The 18,398-nt window shown below is 67.5% G+C and carries 16 protein-coding genes and 1 riboswitch; of the genes, 13 read left to right on the plus strand and 3 right to left on the minus strand.

What is annotated here, in order from left to right; translation table 11 throughout:
* Positions 1 to 20: 20 nt before the first annotated feature.
* On the minus strand, positions 21 to 989 hold the full coding sequence (locus tag DQG15_RS15440) for a putative zinc-binding metallopeptidase (protein ID WP_116086765.1): 969 nt from the start codon (positions 987 to 989) through the stop codon (positions 21 to 23).
* Between the two features lie 168 nt (positions 990 to 1,157).
* Between DQG15_RS15440 and lnt the strand changes: the two genes are divergently transcribed.
* From lnt to trmB, 12 genes are all read left to right on the plus strand, one after another.
* Positions 1,158 to 2,684 carry an apolipoprotein N-acyltransferase gene (gene lnt / locus DQG15_RS15445; protein ID WP_116086767.1) on the plus strand — a complete coding sequence of 509 codons (1,527 nt, stop codon included), beginning with the start codon at positions 1,158 to 1,160 and terminating at the stop codon, positions 2,682 to 2,684.
* Between the two features lie 33 nt (positions 2,685 to 2,717).
* Positions 2,718 to 2,765: riboswitch (SAM-SAH riboswitch) on the plus strand.
* A 9-nt stretch (positions 2,766 to 2,774) separates the two neighbouring features.
* On the plus strand, positions 2,775 to 3,941 hold the full coding sequence (gene metK / locus DQG15_RS15450; protein ID WP_116086769.1) for a methionine adenosyltransferase: 1,167 nt from the start codon (positions 2,775 to 2,777) through the stop codon (positions 3,939 to 3,941).
* Positions 3,942 to 4,244: 303 nt separating this feature from the next.
* Positions 4,245 to 4,952, plus strand: a complete 708-nt coding sequence (locus DQG15_RS15455; RefSeq protein ID WP_116086771.1) for a DeoR/GlpR family DNA-binding transcription regulator — start codon at positions 4,245 to 4,247, stop codon at positions 4,950 to 4,952.
* Positions 4,953 to 5,087: 135 nt separating this feature from the next.
* Positions 5,088 to 6,131 (plus strand): autoinducer 2 ABC transporter substrate-binding protein, encoded by a 1,044-nt coding sequence (locus DQG15_RS15460; protein ID WP_116086774.1) that lies wholly within the window; start codon positions 5,088 to 5,090, stop codon positions 6,129 to 6,131.
* 75 nt (positions 6,132 to 6,206) lie between these two features.
* Positions 6,207 to 7,724 carry a sugar ABC transporter ATP-binding protein gene (locus DQG15_RS15465; RefSeq protein WP_116086776.1) on the plus strand — a complete coding sequence of 506 codons (1,518 nt, stop codon included), beginning with the start codon at positions 6,207 to 6,209 and terminating at the stop codon, positions 7,722 to 7,724.
* A complete protein-coding gene (locus DQG15_RS15470) occupies positions 7,721 to 8,698 on the plus strand; it encodes an ABC transporter permease (RefSeq protein WP_116086778.1) in 978 nt (325 codons plus the stop codon). Before DQG15_RS15465 ends, DQG15_RS15470 begins: the two co-directional genes overlap by 4 nt.
* Before the next feature lie 14 nt (positions 8,699 to 8,712).
* Positions 8,713 to 9,732 carry an ABC transporter permease gene (locus DQG15_RS15475; RefSeq protein WP_116086780.1) on the plus strand — a complete coding sequence of 340 codons (1,020 nt, stop codon included), beginning with the start codon at positions 8,713 to 8,715 and terminating at the stop codon, positions 9,730 to 9,732.
* Between the two features lie 2 nt (positions 9,733 to 9,734).
* Positions 9,735 to 10,832 (plus strand): DUF4432 family protein, encoded by a 1,098-nt coding sequence (locus tag DQG15_RS15480; protein WP_370454193.1) that lies wholly within the window; start codon positions 9,735 to 9,737, stop codon positions 10,830 to 10,832.
* Positions 10,829 to 11,761: a ribokinase gene (rbsK, locus tag DQG15_RS15485; RefSeq protein WP_116086785.1), complete on the plus strand. Its 933-nt coding sequence runs from the start codon at positions 10,829 to 10,831 to the stop codon at positions 11,759 to 11,761. Before DQG15_RS15480 ends, rbsK begins: the two co-directional genes overlap by 4 nt.
* Before the next feature lie 193 nt (positions 11,762 to 11,954).
* The gene (deoC, locus tag DQG15_RS15490; RefSeq protein ID WP_116087251.1) at positions 11,955 to 12,884 is read left to right on the plus strand and encodes a deoxyribose-phosphate aldolase; all 930 of its coding nucleotides are present in this window, start codon (positions 11,955 to 11,957) and stop codon (positions 12,882 to 12,884) included.
* A 10-nt stretch (positions 12,885 to 12,894) separates the two neighbouring features.
* A complete protein-coding gene (locus DQG15_RS15495) occupies positions 12,895 to 15,240 on the plus strand; it encodes an aldehyde dehydrogenase family protein (RefSeq protein WP_198665172.1) in 2,346 nt (781 codons plus the stop codon).
* A 140-nt stretch (positions 15,241 to 15,380) separates the two neighbouring features.
* A complete protein-coding gene (gene trmB / locus DQG15_RS15500; protein WP_116086787.1) occupies positions 15,381 to 16,112 on the plus strand; it encodes a tRNA (guanosine(46)-N7)-methyltransferase TrmB in 732 nt (243 codons plus the stop codon).
* A gap of 3 nt (positions 16,113 to 16,115) precedes the next feature.
* On the opposite strand, the gene DQG15_RS15505 is transcribed toward trmB, so the two are convergent.
* Positions 16,116 to 16,556 carry a DUF1489 family protein gene (locus tag DQG15_RS15505; RefSeq protein WP_116086789.1) on the minus strand — a complete coding sequence of 147 codons (441 nt, stop codon included), beginning with the start codon at positions 16,554 to 16,556 and terminating at the stop codon, positions 16,116 to 16,118.
* Positions 16,557 to 16,834: 278 nt separating this feature from the next.
* Between DQG15_RS15505 and DQG15_RS15510 the strand changes: the two genes are divergently transcribed.
* Positions 16,835 to 17,806 (plus strand): zinc ABC transporter substrate-binding protein, encoded by a 972-nt coding sequence (locus tag DQG15_RS15510; RefSeq protein WP_116086792.1) that lies wholly within the window; start codon positions 16,835 to 16,837, stop codon positions 17,804 to 17,806.
* A gap of 64 nt (positions 17,807 to 17,870) precedes the next feature.
* Here the strand turns inward: DQG15_RS15510 and DQG15_RS15515 are convergent, their stop codons facing one another.
* Positions 17,871 to 18,335, minus strand: a complete 465-nt coding sequence (locus tag DQG15_RS15515; RefSeq protein WP_116086794.1) for an Lrp/AsnC family transcriptional regulator — start codon at positions 18,333 to 18,335, stop codon at positions 17,871 to 17,873.
* Positions 18,336 to 18,398 lie beyond the last annotated feature (63 nt).

Genomic DNA, 18,398 nt, shown 5'->3' on the forward strand with positions numbered 1-18,398 from the left:
ATGTGCCCGCACCGGAGACCCTACACCAGCGGTGCAATCCGCAGGTGCCCATGCGCGAAGGAGAGTTTGTCCCGGACGCCCTGCGGCAGGACGAACGGATAAAGATCGGGCAGGTTCACCGCGCGGTTCACGTGATTGACGGCGATGGTGATCGGGATCGCGTAGCTCAGCAGGGTCTCGCAGGACGTCTCGGCATAGGCATCGTATCCCGGCGGCGGGCCGCCCGTTCCGAGAGACAGGCCGGCCGCGGCGGCACTGTCCAGCAGGTCCGTCAGGTGCAAGAGGTGCGCGATCGTCTCCGCCCAGTCCTCGTGTGGATGCGAGGTCGCGTAGGAGGTGATGTGGTCCTCCCCCGGCACGCCGGGATCGGCATAGTGCCGCTTGAGCGCCTCGCCGTAATCGGCCCGTTCGTCGCCGAAGAGAGCCCTGAAGCCTTCGAGGAACTCGGGGTTCTCTGAAAGGCGGATGTGCAGGAAGTGCGCCATCTCGTGCCGCATGTGGCCGATCATGGTGCGGTAAAGTTCGCCGAGCTGTTCCCGCCGCTCGGCGCGGACCGCCTCGCTCGCCTCGGAGACGTTGATCGTAATGGTGCCGTCGGCGTGCCCCATGATGACGCTCGCCTGACCCGTCGCCGTCTGCTCAGACAGCAGGCGGAAGACCGGGCGCCGACCTGTATCGGAGGAGGTGAACCAGCCCCAGCGCGCGAGGTTCGCGAGCATCCAGCGCTTCGACAGTTCGGTCTCCGCCCAGAGCGGAACGTTGTCAGGTTCGCGTACGTCGGGAACGACTTCGGTCATCGTGCAGGACCGGCAGAGGTCTCCCCCGTCCGCGATCCAGTTGCAGCCGATCCGCTCCCGGTTCGCGCAGAACGTCGCCCCCACGCGCATTTCCTGCGCATCGGGGTCAAAGGCCACCTCTTCGCCGCAGCGGCAGACCGAGTTGCGGAAGTAGAGCGGTGCCGAACAGGCGGGACACCGGAAGATCTGCATCTGGGGAAATCCTTGTCCCTGCGTTACAGCGTCGAACACCGTTTGCGGGAGCGGGTTCCGTCCCTCGCGGCGCCGTGACCGTCAGGGATACCTCTCGCACGGTCTGTTCCCTCCGCCCAGCCGCTGTGGCATGGCCTCCCCCGTGCAATCGCGAGGACGGAGACGGTCATGGACGAGGCAGTGCGGAGCGACGTGCCGGAGCGGCCTTGGCGGACCCGCTTGGCCTGCCTTGCCGTCGGCATCGTCGCGGCGACCGGGCAGGCGCCGCTCTCCTGGCCCTGGCTGTCGCTCGCGGCCTTCGCCGTCGCAATCTGGCTGATCTCGGGCGCATCTCACTGGCGGTCCGCCGCGTTCCGGGGCTGGCTCGTCGGCACCGGCTATTTCGCCGCGTCTCTCCACTGGATCGTGGAGCCGTTCCTGATCGACATCGCGCGCCATGGGTGGATGGCGCCGTTCGCGCTGCTGTTCTGCGCCATCGGCTTTGCGCTCTTCTGGGGCGGAGCAGGGGCCCTTGCCGGCGCCCTCGGGCGGGGTCGAGCGGGCCGAGCCGCGCATCTCGTGCTGTGGCTCACGGCGGCGGAGATGCTGCGCTCGGTGCTCTGGACGGGCTTTCCCTGGGCGCTGATTGGTCACATCTGGATCGGCGCCCCCCAGATGCAGATAGCAGCCCTCGGCGGGCCGCATCTCCTGACGCTCCTGACACTTGCCGCAGCCGCGCTTCCGGCGCTTCTCGGGCGCCAGCGCATCGCGCTCGGGGCAATCGCCGGCGCGGCCCTCGCCGCCGCGCCCGCAGCCTACGGCATCTGGCGCGTGCCCGCAGGGGCCTTCGGGGAGCCGCAGGCCACCGTCCGCCTCGTCCAGCCGAATGCGCGGCAGGAGGAGAAGTGGATCCCGGAGCGTGCCCGCGCCTTCTTCCAGCGTTCGCTCGAACTGACGGCCGCCGCCCCGCCGGGTCCGGCACCCGACCTCGTCCTCTGGCCGGAGACTTCGATTCCGTGGCTTCTCGAGGAGGCAGGAGCGGCCCTCCAGATGATCGCCGAGGCTTCCGGCGGCCGGCCCGTGGCGCTCGGCGTCCAGCGGATCGAGGGCGCGGCCTACTACAATTCCCTCGTCGTGCTGGACGGGCAGGGCGGGGTGACGGACCTCTACGACAAGCATCACCTCGTACCGTTCGGGGAGTACATGCCGATGGCCTCCCTCGCCGCCCGGGTCGGCCTCTTCGGACTCGCGGCCGGGGAGACGGGTGGCTACGCCTTCGGTCCCGGCCCGCGCCTGATCGACATCCCGGGCGCCGGCCGCGCGCTGCCGCTCATCTGCTACGAGGCGATCTTTCCGAACGACGTCGCCGCCGCGCCCTCCCGCCCGGACTGGTTGATGCAGGTGACGAACGATGCGTGGTTCGGCCAGATCTCCGGCCCCTACCAGCATCTGGCACAGGCGCGCCTGCGCGCGGTGGAGCAGGGCCTGCCGCTTGCGCGCGCCGCGAACACGGGCGTCTCGGCGATGATCGACCCGTTCGGCCGCGTCACGGGCGCGCTGGGGCTGGGGGAGGCGGGCTTTCTCGATGCCGCGCTCCCGGCGCCCCTGCCGCCCACACCCTATGCCCGGATGGGGGACTGGCCGGTGCGGATCGCCCTTATCCTCTCGCTCACCATGCTTCTTCTTTTGTCCTTGCGTAAACGCGAGCGGAGTTGACCGCGATCCGGCTCGGGCGTAACCCTCTGTCTCGGTCCGTCACAACGGCTTCCTGGCGTGGCGGCGTAACTCAACGGAGCATCCCCGCACATGAGCCGGCTAGACTATACCTTCACCTCGGAGTCCGTTTCCGAAGGGCATCCCGACAAGGTCTGCGACCGCATTTCCGACGCGATCCTCGACGCGCTTCTCGCCGAGGAGAAGGAGGCCCGCGTTGCCTGCGAGACATTCGCCACGACGAACTGCGTCGTCATCGGTGGCGAGATCGGCCTTGCGGACAAGGACCGGCTTCAGGACGTGATGAAGAGCGTCGAGGGCATCGCCCGCCGCTGCATCCGCGACATCGGTTACGAGCAGGAGAAGTTCCACTGGAACACCTGCGAGATCCAGAACCGCCTGCACGAACAATCCTCCCACATCGCGCAGGGCGTGGACAAGGACGGCGCCGGCGATCAGGGCATCATGTTCGGCTATGCCACGGATGAGACGCCCGAACTCATGCCGGCGCCCATCCTCTATTCCCACGCGATCCTCAAGCGACTTGCCGAGGTTCGCAAGTCGGGGCTGGAGCCGACCCTCCGGCCGGACGCGAAGACCCAGCTTTCGCTGCGCTATGCAGGTGGCAAGCCCGTCGAAGTGACCTCCGTCGTGCTGTCCACTCAGCATGCCGACGAAGGCCAGACCAGCGCCGATATCCGCGAGATCGTGGAGCCCTACATCCGCGAAGTGCTGCCCGCGGGCTTCCTGACCGAGGCGACCGAATGGTGGGTGAACCCGACCGGGACGTTCGTCATCGGCGGGCCTGACGGAGATGCCGGTCTGACGGGGCGCAAGATCATCGTGGACACCTATGGCGGCGCCGCTCCCCATGGCGGGGGGGCGTTCTCCGGCAAGGATCCGACGAAGGTCGACCGCTCCGCCGCCTATGCCGCGCGGTATCTTGCGAAAAACGTCGTGGCAGCCGGTCTCGCCAAGCGCTGCACGATCCAGCTCTCCTACGCCATCGGGGTGGCCAAGCCGCTGTCGATCTATTGCGAGACCTACGGAACGGGCCAGGTCGACGACGTCTCCATCGAGAAGGCCATCCGCGCCTCGATGGACCTGACGCCCCTCGGCATCCGCACGCATCTCGATCTCAACCGTCCGATCTACGAGCGCACGGCCGCCTACGGCCATTTCGGCCGCGCTCCCGAGGCGGATGGCGGCTTCTCCTGGGAACGGACGGACCTCGTCGGGACATTGACGTCCGAACTCTGAAGCGAAGGCGCGGCGGCAGGGGGCAAGCGCCTCCTGCCAAGGGAAGATGCGCCGCCGTGAGGGTCGAGCGCACTCCCTCGTCTCGTGCGGCGGAGAGGTTCGGGATCCGAGGCTTTCACGTGAAACGCGGCAGATATCCCGCGGCGGGCCGGAGCGGTCGGTCCGTTTGCCGCCGTCATTCCCTCCGGCGAGCCCCGCAACCGGGTTTTCCCGGGATCCACACAGCCGAAGGTTGCATTTGACGGAAAGGCCCGGAGCGCGCAGTTTCGGGCTTCCACGCAATCGTCCGAGGATTTAGCCCGAATGACCCGTCCGAGCGGTCTGACCCACCGTATCGAGCTGATCACCGCCCTTCTGGACGTAACGCCGTCATTGCGGCTGCGGGACGTGGCCGAGCAGCTTGGCGTGACGGAGATGACCCTGAGGCGGGACGCGGCGTCTTCCGAGGCGGGGTTTGCCTGCCGCGGCGGGTACATCGTGCCCGACCGGTACGATTTCGATGCGCAGATGCAGAGGGCGATCGAGGCCAAGCGGCAGGCGGCGGAGCGGGCGCTGGGGCTGGTGCCGCAGGATGCATCCGTCTTTCTCGATACCGGAACGACGCTGCCGCATCTGGCACGGCTTCTGGCGCAGGGCAGGGCGGCGCGGATCGTGACCCACTGCCTGACGCTGGCTGATCTGCTGCAGGGACGGATAGAGGTCGAGCTTCTCGGGGGATCGGTGAAGGCGCCGACGCGGTCCTGCCACCCCGGCGATCCCGAGGCGGCGCTCGGGCCTTACCAGATCGACATGGCGTTTCTCTCCGCCGGCGGAATGGACGGGCAGGGCCTGCTGTCCTGCTCCCACGACTACGAAGTTGCGCTGAAGCGGGCGGCGCTGGCGAAGGCGCCGAAGGCATTCGTCGTCATGGACGACAGCAAGCGCGGGGGCACCCGGCCCGCCGGCTTCGCACGGATCTCCGAGCTGGATGGTGTCGTCACCGAGAGCGGCGTTTTTACCGAAATCGGTTGACAGGGACGGCGCTTTCCTGATCCTCCTCGGGAGTAATGTTGCGATCCGAACAGAAGTCGGTCGCAGCGGAGAGGAAGAGCCGCCCGGGAGGGGCGGTGCACAATCGCGGCCTTCGGGCCGCACAGGGAGGATACCATGAAACTTCACGTCACAACGATCGCCGCGATGGCCGTCGTCGCCGCCAGTGCCGCGACCGCACAGGACCAGGCCGTCGATACCAGCTCCATCAACCAGGACCTGATCCAGACCGACGAGACCTACAGCATCGCCACGGTGGTGAAGGTCGACGGGATCGCGTGGTTCGACCGGATGCGCGAAGGCGTCCAGCAGTTCGGCGCCGATACCGGGCATGACACCTGGATGGTCGGCCCCAGCTCGGCCGATGCCGCGGCGCAGGTCCAGCTCGTGGAGAACCTCATCGCCCAGGGCGTCGATGCCATCGCCATCGTGCCGTTCTCCGTCGAGGCGGTGGAGCCGGTGCTGAAGAAGGCCCGCGATCGCGGCATCGTCGTGATCAGCCACGAAGCGTCCAGCATCGAGAACGTCGACTACGATCTCGAGGCGTTCGACAACCTCGCCTACGGTGCCAAGCTGATGGATGAGCTGGCCGCGCAGATGGGCGAGACCGGCCAGTACGTCGCCACGGTCGGCAGCCTGACCTCCAAGTCCCAGAACGAGTGGATCGACGGCGCCATCGCCCGTCAGGAGGAAGCCTATCCCGACATGGAGATGGTGACCGACCGTCTCGAGACCTACGACGATGCCAACACCGACTACACCAAGCTGAAGGAAGCGCTGACGGCGCATCCGGACATCACCGGGATCGTCGGCGGCCCGATGCCGACCTCCGCCGGCGCCGGCCGCCTGATCGCCGAGAGCGGGCTTCAGGGTCAGCTCCACTTCGCCGGTACGGGCCTGCCGTCCGTCGCGGGCGAGTATATCCAGAACGGCGATATCAACTACATCCAGTTCTGGGATCCGGCGGTCGCGGGCTACGCGATGAACATGCTTGCCGTCGCCGCGCTCGAGGAGCGTGACGATCAGATCGCCGAGGGGCTGAACCTCGGTCTCGAAGGCTACGACAGCCTGGGCGAGGCGAGCGAGGACCGCTCCAACGTGCTCTACGGCTCCGGCTGGGTCGGCGTCACGAAGGACAACATGGATCAGTACAACTTCTGATCCGTCGCGCCCTCTGGCGGCGCGGGGTGGGCTCCGGTCCCCTCCGCGCCGCCACCCCATTGCGGAGAAAGTCCCATGGCATCGCCCCCCCTGATCGAGCTTCGGGGCATCTCGAAGCGGTTCGGTGGCGTTCGCGCGCTCGACGACGTTTCGATGAGCCTCGCGCCCGCCGAGATCCACTGCCTTGCCGGCGAGAACGGCTCGGGCAAATCCACCCTCATCAAGATCATTTCAGGGGTCTATCAGCCGGACGGTGGGGAGATCCTGATCGACGGGGAAGTCGTGGACAAGCTCGACCCCGCCGCCTCCATCGCGCGGGGCGTTCAGGTCATCTACCAGGATCTGTCGCTTTTCCCGACCCTTACGGTCGTAGAGAACCTGTTCCTGAACACTTATCTGCGGGAGCGCCGCCGCGGCGTCGACTGGGGCCGCGGACGAAAGATGGCGAAGGAGGTACTCAAGCGCCTCGATGTCTCCCTCGACCTCGATGCGAGCGTCGAGACTCTCTCCGCCGCCGGGCGCCAGATCGTGGCCATCGCGCGCGCGGTTCTGGCCGATGCCCGGCTCATCATCATGGACGAGCCGACCACCGCGCTGACCGGCCGCGAGGTGGCCCGGATGTTCCGCATCGTGAGGGACCTTCAGGCGCAGGGGATCGCGATCCTCTTCGTTTCCCACAAGATGCGCGAAATGCTGGAAATCTCGGAGCGTCTGACCGTCTTCCGCAACGGCAGGAAGGTCGCCGAAGGACCGATCGCCGAGTTCGACGAACGCAAGATTACCCGCGCCATGACCGGGCGGGATCTCAATACCGGGCGGTTCGTGGCGCCCGAGCTCAGCCCCGGCACGACGCCGCGGCTCGAACTCAAGAGAGTCGGGATCGGCAAGGACGTGCGGGACATCTCATTCGAGATCCTGCCGGGCGAGGTCGTCGGCCTGTCGGGCCGGATCGGCGCGGGGCGTACGACGTTGGCGAAGGCGATCTTCGGTCTCGGCCAGGAGGTGACCGGGGACATTCTGGTCGACGGCAAACCCTACCGGCCGACATCCGTCACCGAGGCGATCGAAGCGGGCATCGCCTATGTTCCCGAGGACCGCCTGTCGGAGGGGCTCTTTCTCAGCCGTTCCATTCAGGACAACGCCATCTCCGCCGCGCTCGACGGCTACGCGCCCCATCTCTGGATCGACCGCAAGCGCGCCCGCGACGAGACCCGCGCGATGTTCGACGACATGCAGATTTCCGCGCCCGGACCCGACGTGCCGGTCTCGACCCTGTCCGGCGGCAACCAGCAGCGCGTCGTCATCGGGCGCTGGCTGATGACCGATGCCCGCGTCCTGATCCTGAACGGGCCGACGGTCGGCGTCGATGTCGGCTCCAAGGAGCAGATCCATTCGATCATCCACGGCCTGACCCGCGACAAGGGCCTCGCCGTCATCATGATCTCGGACGACCTTCCTGAGCTCGCGGCCAACTGCAACCGCGTCCTGACCATGGCGGACGGGCGACTGACGGGGGAGCTGACGGGCGACGCGCTCACCGAAGACGCCCTGGAAACCGCGCTGTCCGCCGAAACCGAAGGGGAGCCCGCATGAGACTCTTTCACAACGCGGACGTGCTCATCGCGCTGATCCTCGTGGTCGCCATGGTCTTCATCGGCCTCGTGAACCCCGCATTCTGGCAGATGGCGAACCTCTTCAGCCTTCTGAAGGCCAACGTCGTCATCGGCCTGATGGCGCTCGGGGTGCTCCTCGTGATGATTTCGGGCGGGATCGACGTGTCCTTTCCGGCCTTCGCCGTGGCGGGAATGTACATCGTGGTGCGCGGAATGGTGGAGCTCGAGTATGACGGCGTCGTCATCCCGTTCCTCGTCGCGACCCTGATCGGTGCGCTCCTCGGCCTCGTGAATGCCGGGATCATCCACAAGTTCAACATGATCCCGCTGATCGTGACGCTCGGCACCGCCTCCGTGGTGCGCGGTCTGGTGCTCGGCGGGATCGGCACCTCCAACGTGAACATCAATCAGATGCCGGACGCGCTGATCGCCTTCGGCCGCACGGATGTCCTGACGCTGGAGCGGGCCAACGGGACGACGTTCGGCCTGACCGCGATGATCCTCGTCTACATCGCCGCGGCACTGGTCATCCATCTGCTTCTCACCCGCACGATGATCGGCCGCTCCGTCTATGCCTACGGCGCCGATGCAGAGGCGGCGAAGCGCGTCGGCTTCAACACCGGCCGCACGATGATCTTCGTCTATTGCACGGCCGGAGCGCTCGCGGGCTTCGCGGGGCTCCTGCACTCGTCGATGATCTGGCTGGCCAACCCGCGGGACTTCGTCGGGCTCGAGCTGGACGTGATCGCGGCCGTGGTGCTCGGCGGCGCCTCGATCTTCGGCGGGCGGGGGAGCGTCCTCGGTACGGTGATGGGGGTCTTCATCCTCGTGATGATCCAGAACTCGCTGATCCTCATGGGGATCGACACGACGTGGCAGAGGGTCGTGGTCGGCGGGATGCTGATCGTCGCCGTCGCCATCACCGCTCTGCGCGACCGCCGCGCGCTGGTCTGAGGGAGAGCCGAACCATGAGCGATACCAAGACCGCCGCGTCCGGCCCCGATGTCAGGGGGACCCTCGTCCGCGCCAGTGGCAACACCAACGTCCAGCTCGGGGCGATCTGCATCCTCGTCCTTGTCGCCATGACGGCGATGCGGCCGACGATGTTCCTCTCCTCCTACAACTTCGAGTCCATGGCCTTCTTCATGCCGGAGCTGGGCATCCTCGCCATCGCCATGATGATCGCGATGCTCACCGGCGGGATCGACCTGTCGATCATCGGCGTCGCCAACCTTGCGGGGATCACCGCGGGCACGGTCTTCGGCTGGGTCGCCGGCGAAGCCGGTGCCGGCTCGCTCGGCGTCGCTCCGGTTGTTCTCGGGGTCGGGATCGGCCTTCTGGTCGGCGTCCTTGCCGGCCTGATCAACGGTCTGCTCATCTCGGGTCTCAGGATCACCCCGATCCTTGCGACCCTCGGCACGGGCCAGGTTTTCATCGGGCTTTGCCTCGTCCTGACGGGCGGGCCGGCCATCGTCGGCTTTCCGGATCCCTGGACCTGGCTCGGCAACGGCAAGATCGCCGCGATCCCGGTTCCGCTGATCCTCTTCGTGATCGTCTGCATCGGGCTGTCGCTGCTCCTGTCGCGCACGTCCTTCGGGCTGCGGCTCAAGCTGATCGGGACCAACCCCAAGGCGTCCCTCTTCGCGGGGATCGAACGGGGGCGGATGATCGTCTGGTCCTACATGCTTACGGGCGGCCTCGCGGCTATGGCCGGCATCCTCCTCTCGGCGAGGACCAATGCGGCGAAGTCCGACTACGGCGCATCATATCTGCTGCAGGCCGTCCTGATCGCGGTCCTCGGCGGGACGAACCCTGCGGGAGGTCGCGGCAACGTCCTCGGTGTCGCGCTGGCGGTGATCTCCCTGACGCTGCTGTCCTCCGGTTTCCAGATGATGCGGGTGTCCAACCACCTGATCGACTTCGTCTGGGGGGCGTTCCTGATCGTGGTGATCGCGCTCAACTCGCTGCGCCGCGGACGGGGGAAATGACGATGTGCGTGACGATCCCCCTCGCTCCCGAGGCCTTCGGCCCGGCCCACCGCAAGATCGCCGGCGGCCACGGGTTCACGGTGACCGGCTGGCGCACGGGCCTCGGCATCGCCGTCTTGCGGATCGCGAACGGGCGGGGGCATGTCGACGTGCTGCCGTTCATGGGGCAGATGCTCTGGGACGGTGTGTTCGACGGGGTGCGCCTCACGATGGACAGCGCCTTCCCGGAGCCCCGTCCGGCCACCTCCATCGTGGAGACCTATGGGTGCCTTGCCTACCATAGCGGGCTTCTGACCAATGGCTGCCCCGGCCCCGACGATACCCATCCCCTTCATGGAGAGATGCCGTGCAAGGCGATGGAGAGCGCGCGGCTCGAGATCGGGGAGGACGGGGAGGGCCCCTTCGCCCGGATCGCGGGCCATGCGGACCACGTTCTGGGCTTCGGCCCCCATTACCGGGCGCGGCCCTCGATCACGCTCCGCGGCGGAACGACGATCGAGATGGCGATGGAGGTGGAGAACCGCTCCGCCCTGCCGATGGAGCTGATGTACATGTGCCACGTCAACTTCGCCTTCGTGGCGGATGGCGTGATCCATCAGGCGACGCCGTTCTCCCCAGACCGGACGCGGGTCCGCACGGACGTCCCGGCGCACGTGACCCCGACGGAGGCCTACCGTGCGTTCCTCGGCGAGCTGTCCGAGGCGCCGAGCAAGGGCCGCCGCCTCGATGAGCCGCACCGCTGGGACCCCGAGCAGGTGATCTACGTGGGCGGTCCGGGGACCGATGCGGACGGCCTGACGCACGCGATGCTGGAGCGCCCGGAGGGGGACGGTTTCGCCATGTCCTACCGCCCAACCGAATTCGACCACATGGCCCGCTGGATCCTCCACGGAGCTGATGCCACGGTCGCGGCGTTCGCCTTGCCCTCGACCTGCGAGCCGGAGGGCTATCTGGCAGAGAAGGCGAAGGGTAATGTAAAGACACTCGCCCCGGGCGAGGTGCGCAGCTTCACCGCGCGGTTCGGTTACGTCACGCCGGACGACGCCGCCCGGCTGGCCGCCACGATCGCCGCCATCGGCGGAGAAGGAGACAACGAATGACTGACAGGATTGCCGTGGTTGGATCGAACATGGTCGATCTGGTCACCTACGTGGAGCGGATGCCCGATCGCGGCGAAACGGTCGAGGCGCCGGATTTCGCCCAGGGGTTCGGCGGCAAGGGTGCGAACCAGGCGGTCGCGGCCGCGCGGCTCGGTGCGGACGTGGCGATGGTGACCTGCATCGGGGATGACATGTTCGGCCCGCTGGTGCGGCAGAACCTCGTCGACAGCGGCATCGACGTGACCCATGTCCGCAAGGTGGACGGGGCGGCCTCCGGTGTCGCGCCGATCTTCGTCGAGCCCGACGGGGAAAACGCGATCCTGATCGTGAAGGGGGCCAACGCCTCGCTCTCGCCCGCCGACATCGACGCCGCCGAGGAGACGCTGAAGGATCGCGACGCAATCCTGCTTCAGCTCGAGGTCTCGCTCGAGACAGTCTATCACGCCGTGGCCTTCGGCGCGAAGCACGGTGTGCCGACGATCCTGAACCCCGCACCGGCCGATCCCGAACTCGACATCTCGCGCCTGTCCGGCCTCGACTGGTTCTGCCCGAACGAGAGCGAACTGGCGCTGCTCTCGGGGCTGCCGACCGGGACGGATGACGAGGTGATCGAGGCGGCCCGCTCGCTGATCTCCAAGGGCATCCGCAACGTCGTGGTGACGCTCGGCGGTCGCGGCGCGCGGCACGTGACGGCGGACGACGTGACGGAGATCGCACCCGTGAAGGTCGAGCCGGTGGATACCACGGGCGCGGGAGATGCCTTCATCGGCAGTTTCGCGCGCTTTTTGAGCGCCGGCGAGGCGCCGGACGCGGCATTGGCCCGCGCTGCACGCTATGCGGCCCAGTCGATCACCGCGCGCGGCACCCAGACGAGCTATGCCGATGCGGCGGGGTTCGAAAAGTTCTGCGAGGGGCTGCCGCAGGACTGACAGCGCAAGCGCGCGACCCGAAGGCGTCCCGATGCCGCCCGAGCCGAAGGACGCGCCTTCGGCCCACCCGATGAGAGAGGCCACGATGACAGACCATCAGATGCTTGAGAGCCGGACCGCCGGAGGGGGCAGCTCTTCCTCCGGCCTCCTGCCGGCAGCGCTCGAGACACCGAAGGCGGGGCGCAACCCGGTGATGCCGCTGACGCTTTCGATGTTCGAGGGGCACGCGGTGAACCGATCCGCCGCGGAGCGCCGGGCCGCGACGCTGGGCGCGCGGCGTTCGGTGAAGAAGGAGTACCAGGCGGCCTGGCTCGTCAACGCCGTGCGCTGCGTGGACCTCACCACGCTCGCGGGCGACGACACGGGCGACCGCGTCCGCCGGCTCTGCGCCAAGGCACGTCAGCCCATCGCGCCGCGTATCATGGAGGGCCTCGGGCTCGGCGGGATGGACCTGCATGTGGGGGCGGTCTGCGTCTATCCCACGATGGTGCCCCATGCCGTCGCGGCGCTCGAGGGAACGGGCATTCCGGTCGCATCGGTCGCGACGGGGTTCCCGGCCGGCCTCATGCCTCTCGATCTGCGCCTGAAGGAAATCGAATGGGCGGTGGCCCAGGGCGCCCACGAGATCGACATCGTCATCACCCGCGAACATGTCCTCCGGCAGGACTGGCAGGCGCTGCACGACGAGATCCGCGCGATGCGGGAGGCCTGCGGCGCGGCGCACATGAAGGCGATCCTCGCGACGGGGGATCTGCAGACCCTGCGCAACGTCTACGCCGCCTCGATGGTCGCGATGCAGGCGGGGGCGGATTTCATCAAGACCTCCACCGGCAAGGAGGGCGTGAACGCGACGCTCCCCGTCTCCCTCGTGATGATCAGGGCGTTGCGCGATTACGGCGCCGAGACGGGCTACCGCATCGGCTTCAAGCCCGCCGGCGGGATGAAGGCGGCCAAGGAGGCCATCGGCTGGCAGGTCCTCATGAAGGAGGAACTGGGCCGGGACTGGCTGGAGCCGGATCTCTTCCGCTTCGGCGCCTCCTCGATGCTGGGCGATATCGAACGCCAGCTCGAGCATCACGTCACCGGGCGCTACGCCGCCTCCCACCGCCACGCTGCGTCGTAAGGGCCCCGAGATGAGCATTCAGGACATTCTTCAGACCATGGATTACGGACCCGCCCCCGAGGACAGCAGCATCGTCCGCGACTGGCTTGCACGCCACGAGGAGGGCTTCGGCCACTTCATCGGCGGGGCCTTCACGGCGCCCGGCGAGACCTTCGAGGTGCAGGACCCGGCGAGGGGCGAGACGATCGCCCGCGTGAGCCAGGGCACCGCGTCCGACGTTGATGCCGCCGTTGCCGCGGCGCGCAAGGCGCAGCCGGCTTGGGCAAAACTCTCGGGCCATGAGCGGGCCCGTCACCTCTACGCCATCGCCCGCCACGTCCAGCAGCATGCGCGGTTCCTCGCGGTCCTCGAGACCATCGACAACGGCAAGCCGATCCGGGAAAGCCGGGACATCGACGTGCCCCTCGTCGCCCGTCACTTCTATCACCATGCCGGCTGGGCGGAGATCGCCGGGGACGAGTTCGGCGGGACCGAACCCTACGGCGTCTGCGGGCAGGTCATCCCGTGGAACTTCCCGCTTCTGATGCTGGCATGGAAGATCGCCCCGGCGCTTGCGGCCGGCAACACGGTGGTGCTGAAGCCCGCGGAATACACGCCTCTCACGGCGCTTGCCTTCGCCGAGATCTGCGCCGAGGTAGGCCTGCCCGAGGGCGTGGTCAACATCGTCACCGGCGACGGGGAGACGGGCGCGGCCATCGTCGGGCACGAGGGGATCGACAAGGTCGCCTTCACCGGCTCCACCGAGGTCGGCAGGATCATCCGCCGGCAGATCGCCGGGAGCGGCAAGGGCCTGACGCTGGAACTCGGCGGCAAGTCCCCCTTCATCGTGTTCGCCGATGCCGATCTGGACGCGGCGGTCGAGGGCGTGGTGGATGCGATATGGTTCAACCAGGGGCAGGTCTGCTGCGCCGGTGCCCGCATCCTCGTGGCCGAGGCGGTGGCCGGGCGCTTCGAGACGCTGCTGCGTGCCCGAATGGAAACGCTGCGGACCGGCGATCCGCTCGACAAGTCCACCGATGTCGGCGCGATCGTCCATCCCGTGCAGCTCGCGCGCATCAGGGAGCTGGTGGGGCAGGGCAAGGCTGAGGGCGCGACGCTCCATCAGGGTCATGCGCCCGAGGGCTGCTTCTATCCGCCGACGCTCGCGACCGGGGTCGAACCGGCCTCCGTGCTCTCGACCGAGGAGATCTTCGGCCCCGTCGTCACCCTGACCACCTTCCGCACTCCGGCGGACGGGATCGCGCTTGCGAACAACACCCGCTACGGCCTCGCCGCCTCGATCTGGTCGGAGAACGTGAACCTCTGCCTCGATGTCGCGGCGCAGGTGAAGGCCGGCGTCGTCTGGATCAACTGCACTAACGTCTTCGATGCGGGGGCGGGCTTCGGCGGCTACCGCGAAAGCGGGTTCGGCCGGGAGGGCGGCAGCGAGGGCATGATGGCCTATCTCCGCCACAAGACGCCGGAGGGCGCGGGCGCCGATCTCCCGAAACCCTCCTCAGCCCCCCATGACGGCGGCGGAACGGGCAGCATCGACCGCACCGCCAAGCTCTATATCGGCGGCAAGCAGGCACGGCCGGATTCGGGCTACTCCTACACCATCGAAGGGCCGAAGGGGCCGGTGGGTCTCGCAGGTCTCGGCAACCGCAAGGACATCCGCAACGCCGTCGAGGCGGCGGCGAAGGCAGGAGGCTGGGGCAAGGCGACCGGGCACAACCGCGCGCAGGTGCTCTATTATCTCGGCGAGAACCTCTCGGCGCGGGCGGATGAGTTCGCCGCGCGGCTCGAGAGCCTCGGCGCGCCCGATGCCGGTGGCGAGGTCGAGACCGCCATCCGCCGCTGTTTCTGGTACGCCGCGCAGGCCGACAAGTTCGACGGCAAGGTGCATCAGACGAAGAGCGCCCATGTCACCCTCGCGATGCACGAGCCGCTCGGTGTCCTCGGGATCGTCTGCCCCACCGCGCAGCCGCTCCTCGGGTTCATCTCCCTTGTCCTGCCCGCCATCGCGATGGGCAACAGCGTGGTGGCCGTGCCCTCCCAGCTGGGAGCCCTCGCCGCGACCGATCTCTACCAGGTGATCGAGACGAGCGACGTGCCCGCCGGCGTCGTCAACATCGTGACGGGCCCGCGCGACGAGCTCGCCCGGACACTGGCGCAGCACGACGAAGTGTCAGGGATCTGGTATATCGGCGGACCCGAGGGCGCCCGCATGGTCGAGGCCGAGAGCGCCGGAAACCTCAAGCAGACCTGGACGGAAGGCGACGGGGCCCGTGACTGGTCCGGCGCCCATGGCCAGAACAAGGGCTTCCTCCACCGCGCGACGCAGGTGAAGAACATCTGGGTGCCCTACGGGGAGTGAAACAGGACGGAAGCGCCCCATTGCGCGGGCGCTTCCATCCTCAGGCTGGCATGCACCGGCTTGCCCGAACCGGTGATGCCGCCCGCGCGTATCCGCGCCCGATTGCCCTTTGCCCCGCCTGTGATGTATCCGCACGTCCCATGAGCGACGACGACACAGATACCCCCGGTTCCGCCCCCTCCGGCGCGCCCTGGCGCAACTTCTACGGGCGGCGGAAGGGCAAGCATCTCAGGCCCTCCCAGGAGCGGCGGCTGGAGACGGAGCTGGCGCCCCTGTCGCCCGGCAAGGTGAGCTGGGAGGAAAACCCGGACCGCCGGCCCCTCGATCTTCCGGCGCTCTTCGGGCAGCGGGAGATCTGGCTCGAGATCGGCTTCGGCGGGGGCGAGCATCTCGTTCATCAGGCGGCGCACAACCCGCAGGCCGGGATCATCGGCGCCGAGCCGTACATCAACGGCGTGGCCATGCTTCTGGGAAAGATCGAGGCGGCGGGCGTCGATAACCTCCGCATCCATCCCGGAGACGCGCGGGACCTGTTCGACGTCCTTCCGGAAGGCTCAGTCTCGAAGGCGTTCCTCCTCTACCCCGATCCCTGGCCGAAGGCGCGGCATCACCGCCGCCGCTTCGTGACCGAGGAGCATCTGAAGCCGCTCGCGGCGGTGCTGAAGCCGGGGGCGGAGTTCCGCGTGGCGACGGACATTCCCGATTACGTCCGCCAGACGCTCGAAGAGGTGCCGCGGCATGGCTTCGAGTGGCTGGCCGAAAGCGCGCGGGACTGGCGGGAGCCGTGGGGGGAGTGGATCTCCACCCGCTACGAGCAGAAGGCGCTGCGGGAGGGCCGCACGCCGCACTACCTCACGTTCCGCAAGCGCTGAGCGTCAGGCGCGGCGCACCCCGATATCCGCCAGGGCCGCGAGGAGGGACGGAGGCAGGTCCTCGTCATCCTCTTCGGCGGGGCCGGTCAGGTCCGCCGGAGCGTCCTCCGGCTTGAGGTAGCGCCAGCCCTGGAAGGGGCGTTTGCGCTGCGGCTCGACGGGGACGATCTCGGGGGACAGGACCATGCCGCAGCGGAGGATCCCGTCCTCCCGCCGCACCTCTTCCAGGCGAACGAGGGCCTGACGCGCCATGAGAAGCCCGTTCATCACCCAGTAGATCGAGCCGCCGTCCAGAAGGTCGGCCTCCCGTTTCGGCCACATCCGCGTGACGTGCCGGGGAAACCCGTCGGATGTCCTGGCATGAGGCAGGGCCTGCCGCTCCTTGAGCGCGGAGATCCTGTCGATCCCGACGCAGAGCTTTACCAGATGTACGCTTGCTGCCATTCCAATCCCCCAGAGCTGGGGTTTTACGCGATTCTCGGGGGCGCCAAAAGAGGCCTTCCGTCGCATGTCCCGGGCGCCCTGCGTCGCCCCCGTGAAAGGCGCATCAGGCGAGCCGTTTCGCCTCCACCAACGCCGAGACCGTCCGGGGCATGGACGTAGCGCATCGAGGCGCCTCGACCCCGTACCGGCTCACGGCGGCGTCCGGCACAGAATGAACTTGATACGGTATACTGTAACTAATATGCCGGCGGCTTGTTACTCAATTACAGGGGGTCGGGATGTCCGTCATCATTGGGAAATCTCTGGCGGGCAGTGTGCTCGCCATCATCGCCGCCACGGCTGTTTCGGCGGACGTGCCGCAGGTCGCCACCGATATCGCGCCCGTCCACGGTCTGGTCGCCCGTGTCATGGACGGCCTCGGCGAGCCTGATCTCGTGGTCCGGCCCGGGGCGTCACCGCACGGCTATGCGATGCGTCCCTCGGAGGCCGGAGCGCTCGACGCGGCGGACGCCGTATTCTGGATCGGCGCGGAGCTCGAGCCGTGGCTCGGGGACTCGATCGACACGCTGTCCCCGGACGCCCGTATCGTAGAGCTTCTGGATGTGGACGGCACCACCACGCTAGACTTCCGCGACGGCGCGACCTTCGAGGCTCACGATCACGATCACGATCACGATCACGCGCATGACCATGACCACGATGGTCACGACCATGCAGGGCACAGCCATGAGGGCACCGACCCGCATGCCTGGCTCGATCCCGAGAACGGCAAGGTCTGGCTGGACGTGATCGCGGAGGAACTCGCCGAACTCGACCCCGAGAATGCCGAAACCTACCGCGAGAACGCCGCCGCGGGACGGGAGGAGATCGACGCCGCGATGGGCGACGTGGAGGAGATGCTGTCGTCGGCCGGCGCGGTCAGCTTCGTGGTGTTCCACGATGCGTATCACTACTTCGAAAACCGGTTCGGCATCTTCGCCGCTGGAGCGATCTCGCTTGGCGACGCTTCCGATCCGAGCCCCGCGCGGGTCGAAGAGGTGCGCGATACGGTTGTCGATCTCGGCGTCACCTGCGTCTTCTCCGAGCCGCAGTTCAATCAGAACCTCGTTCAGACGGTCATCGAGGGGACGGACGCCGAGACCGCGGTGATCGACCCCCTCGGTTTCGACATCGAGACGGGGCCGGGCTTCTATCCGGCGCTCATTCGGTCCCTCGGGGAGAACATCGCCGGCTGCACTTCGTCGTCCTAACGCTGTTCCGGCCGCAGCGCGCCGTTGCGGCCCACCATGCTGCAAAACAATGATCGTCAGGGGGCTACGTCAGAGGAATGGCACGCTGTTCCTCGATCGCTTCCATGGCGAAGTACGAGGTCACCGTTTCGAGTTCCAGCTTCTCGATCAGGCGCTTGTAGACCGCGTCGTAGGTCGACATGTCCCGCGTGATGATCTTCAGCAGGTAATCGTACTCCCCGCCGATCCGGAAGAAATCGATGATCTCGGGGATGTCGGACACGTGCTGGCGGAACTGGCGGAGCCAATCGGCCGAATGATGGCGGGTCTTGATCAGCGCGAACACCACGAGACTGACGTTCAGGGCGGAGCGATCGATCACGACGGTATGCCGCTGGATCGCACCTGACGCTTCGAGCGCCTTGAGGCGTCTCCAACAGGCATTCTGGGACAGCCCCACCTGTTCGGCGATGGCCCGTTGGGACTGCGACGCGTCGCGCTGGAGCTCGGCGAGGATCCGAAGATCAATTTTATCCGGATATGCGGTCATGACGGTGGAAGTTACACAATATTCCCGGAGAATGAAGGGAATTTGATATGACTTGGGTCGTAT

The organism is Tropicimonas sp. IMCC34011 (assembly GCF_003390865.1).
In the GTDB taxonomy this organism is placed as follows: Bacteria; Pseudomonadota; Alphaproteobacteria; order Rhodobacterales; family Rhodobacteraceae; genus Tropicimonas_B.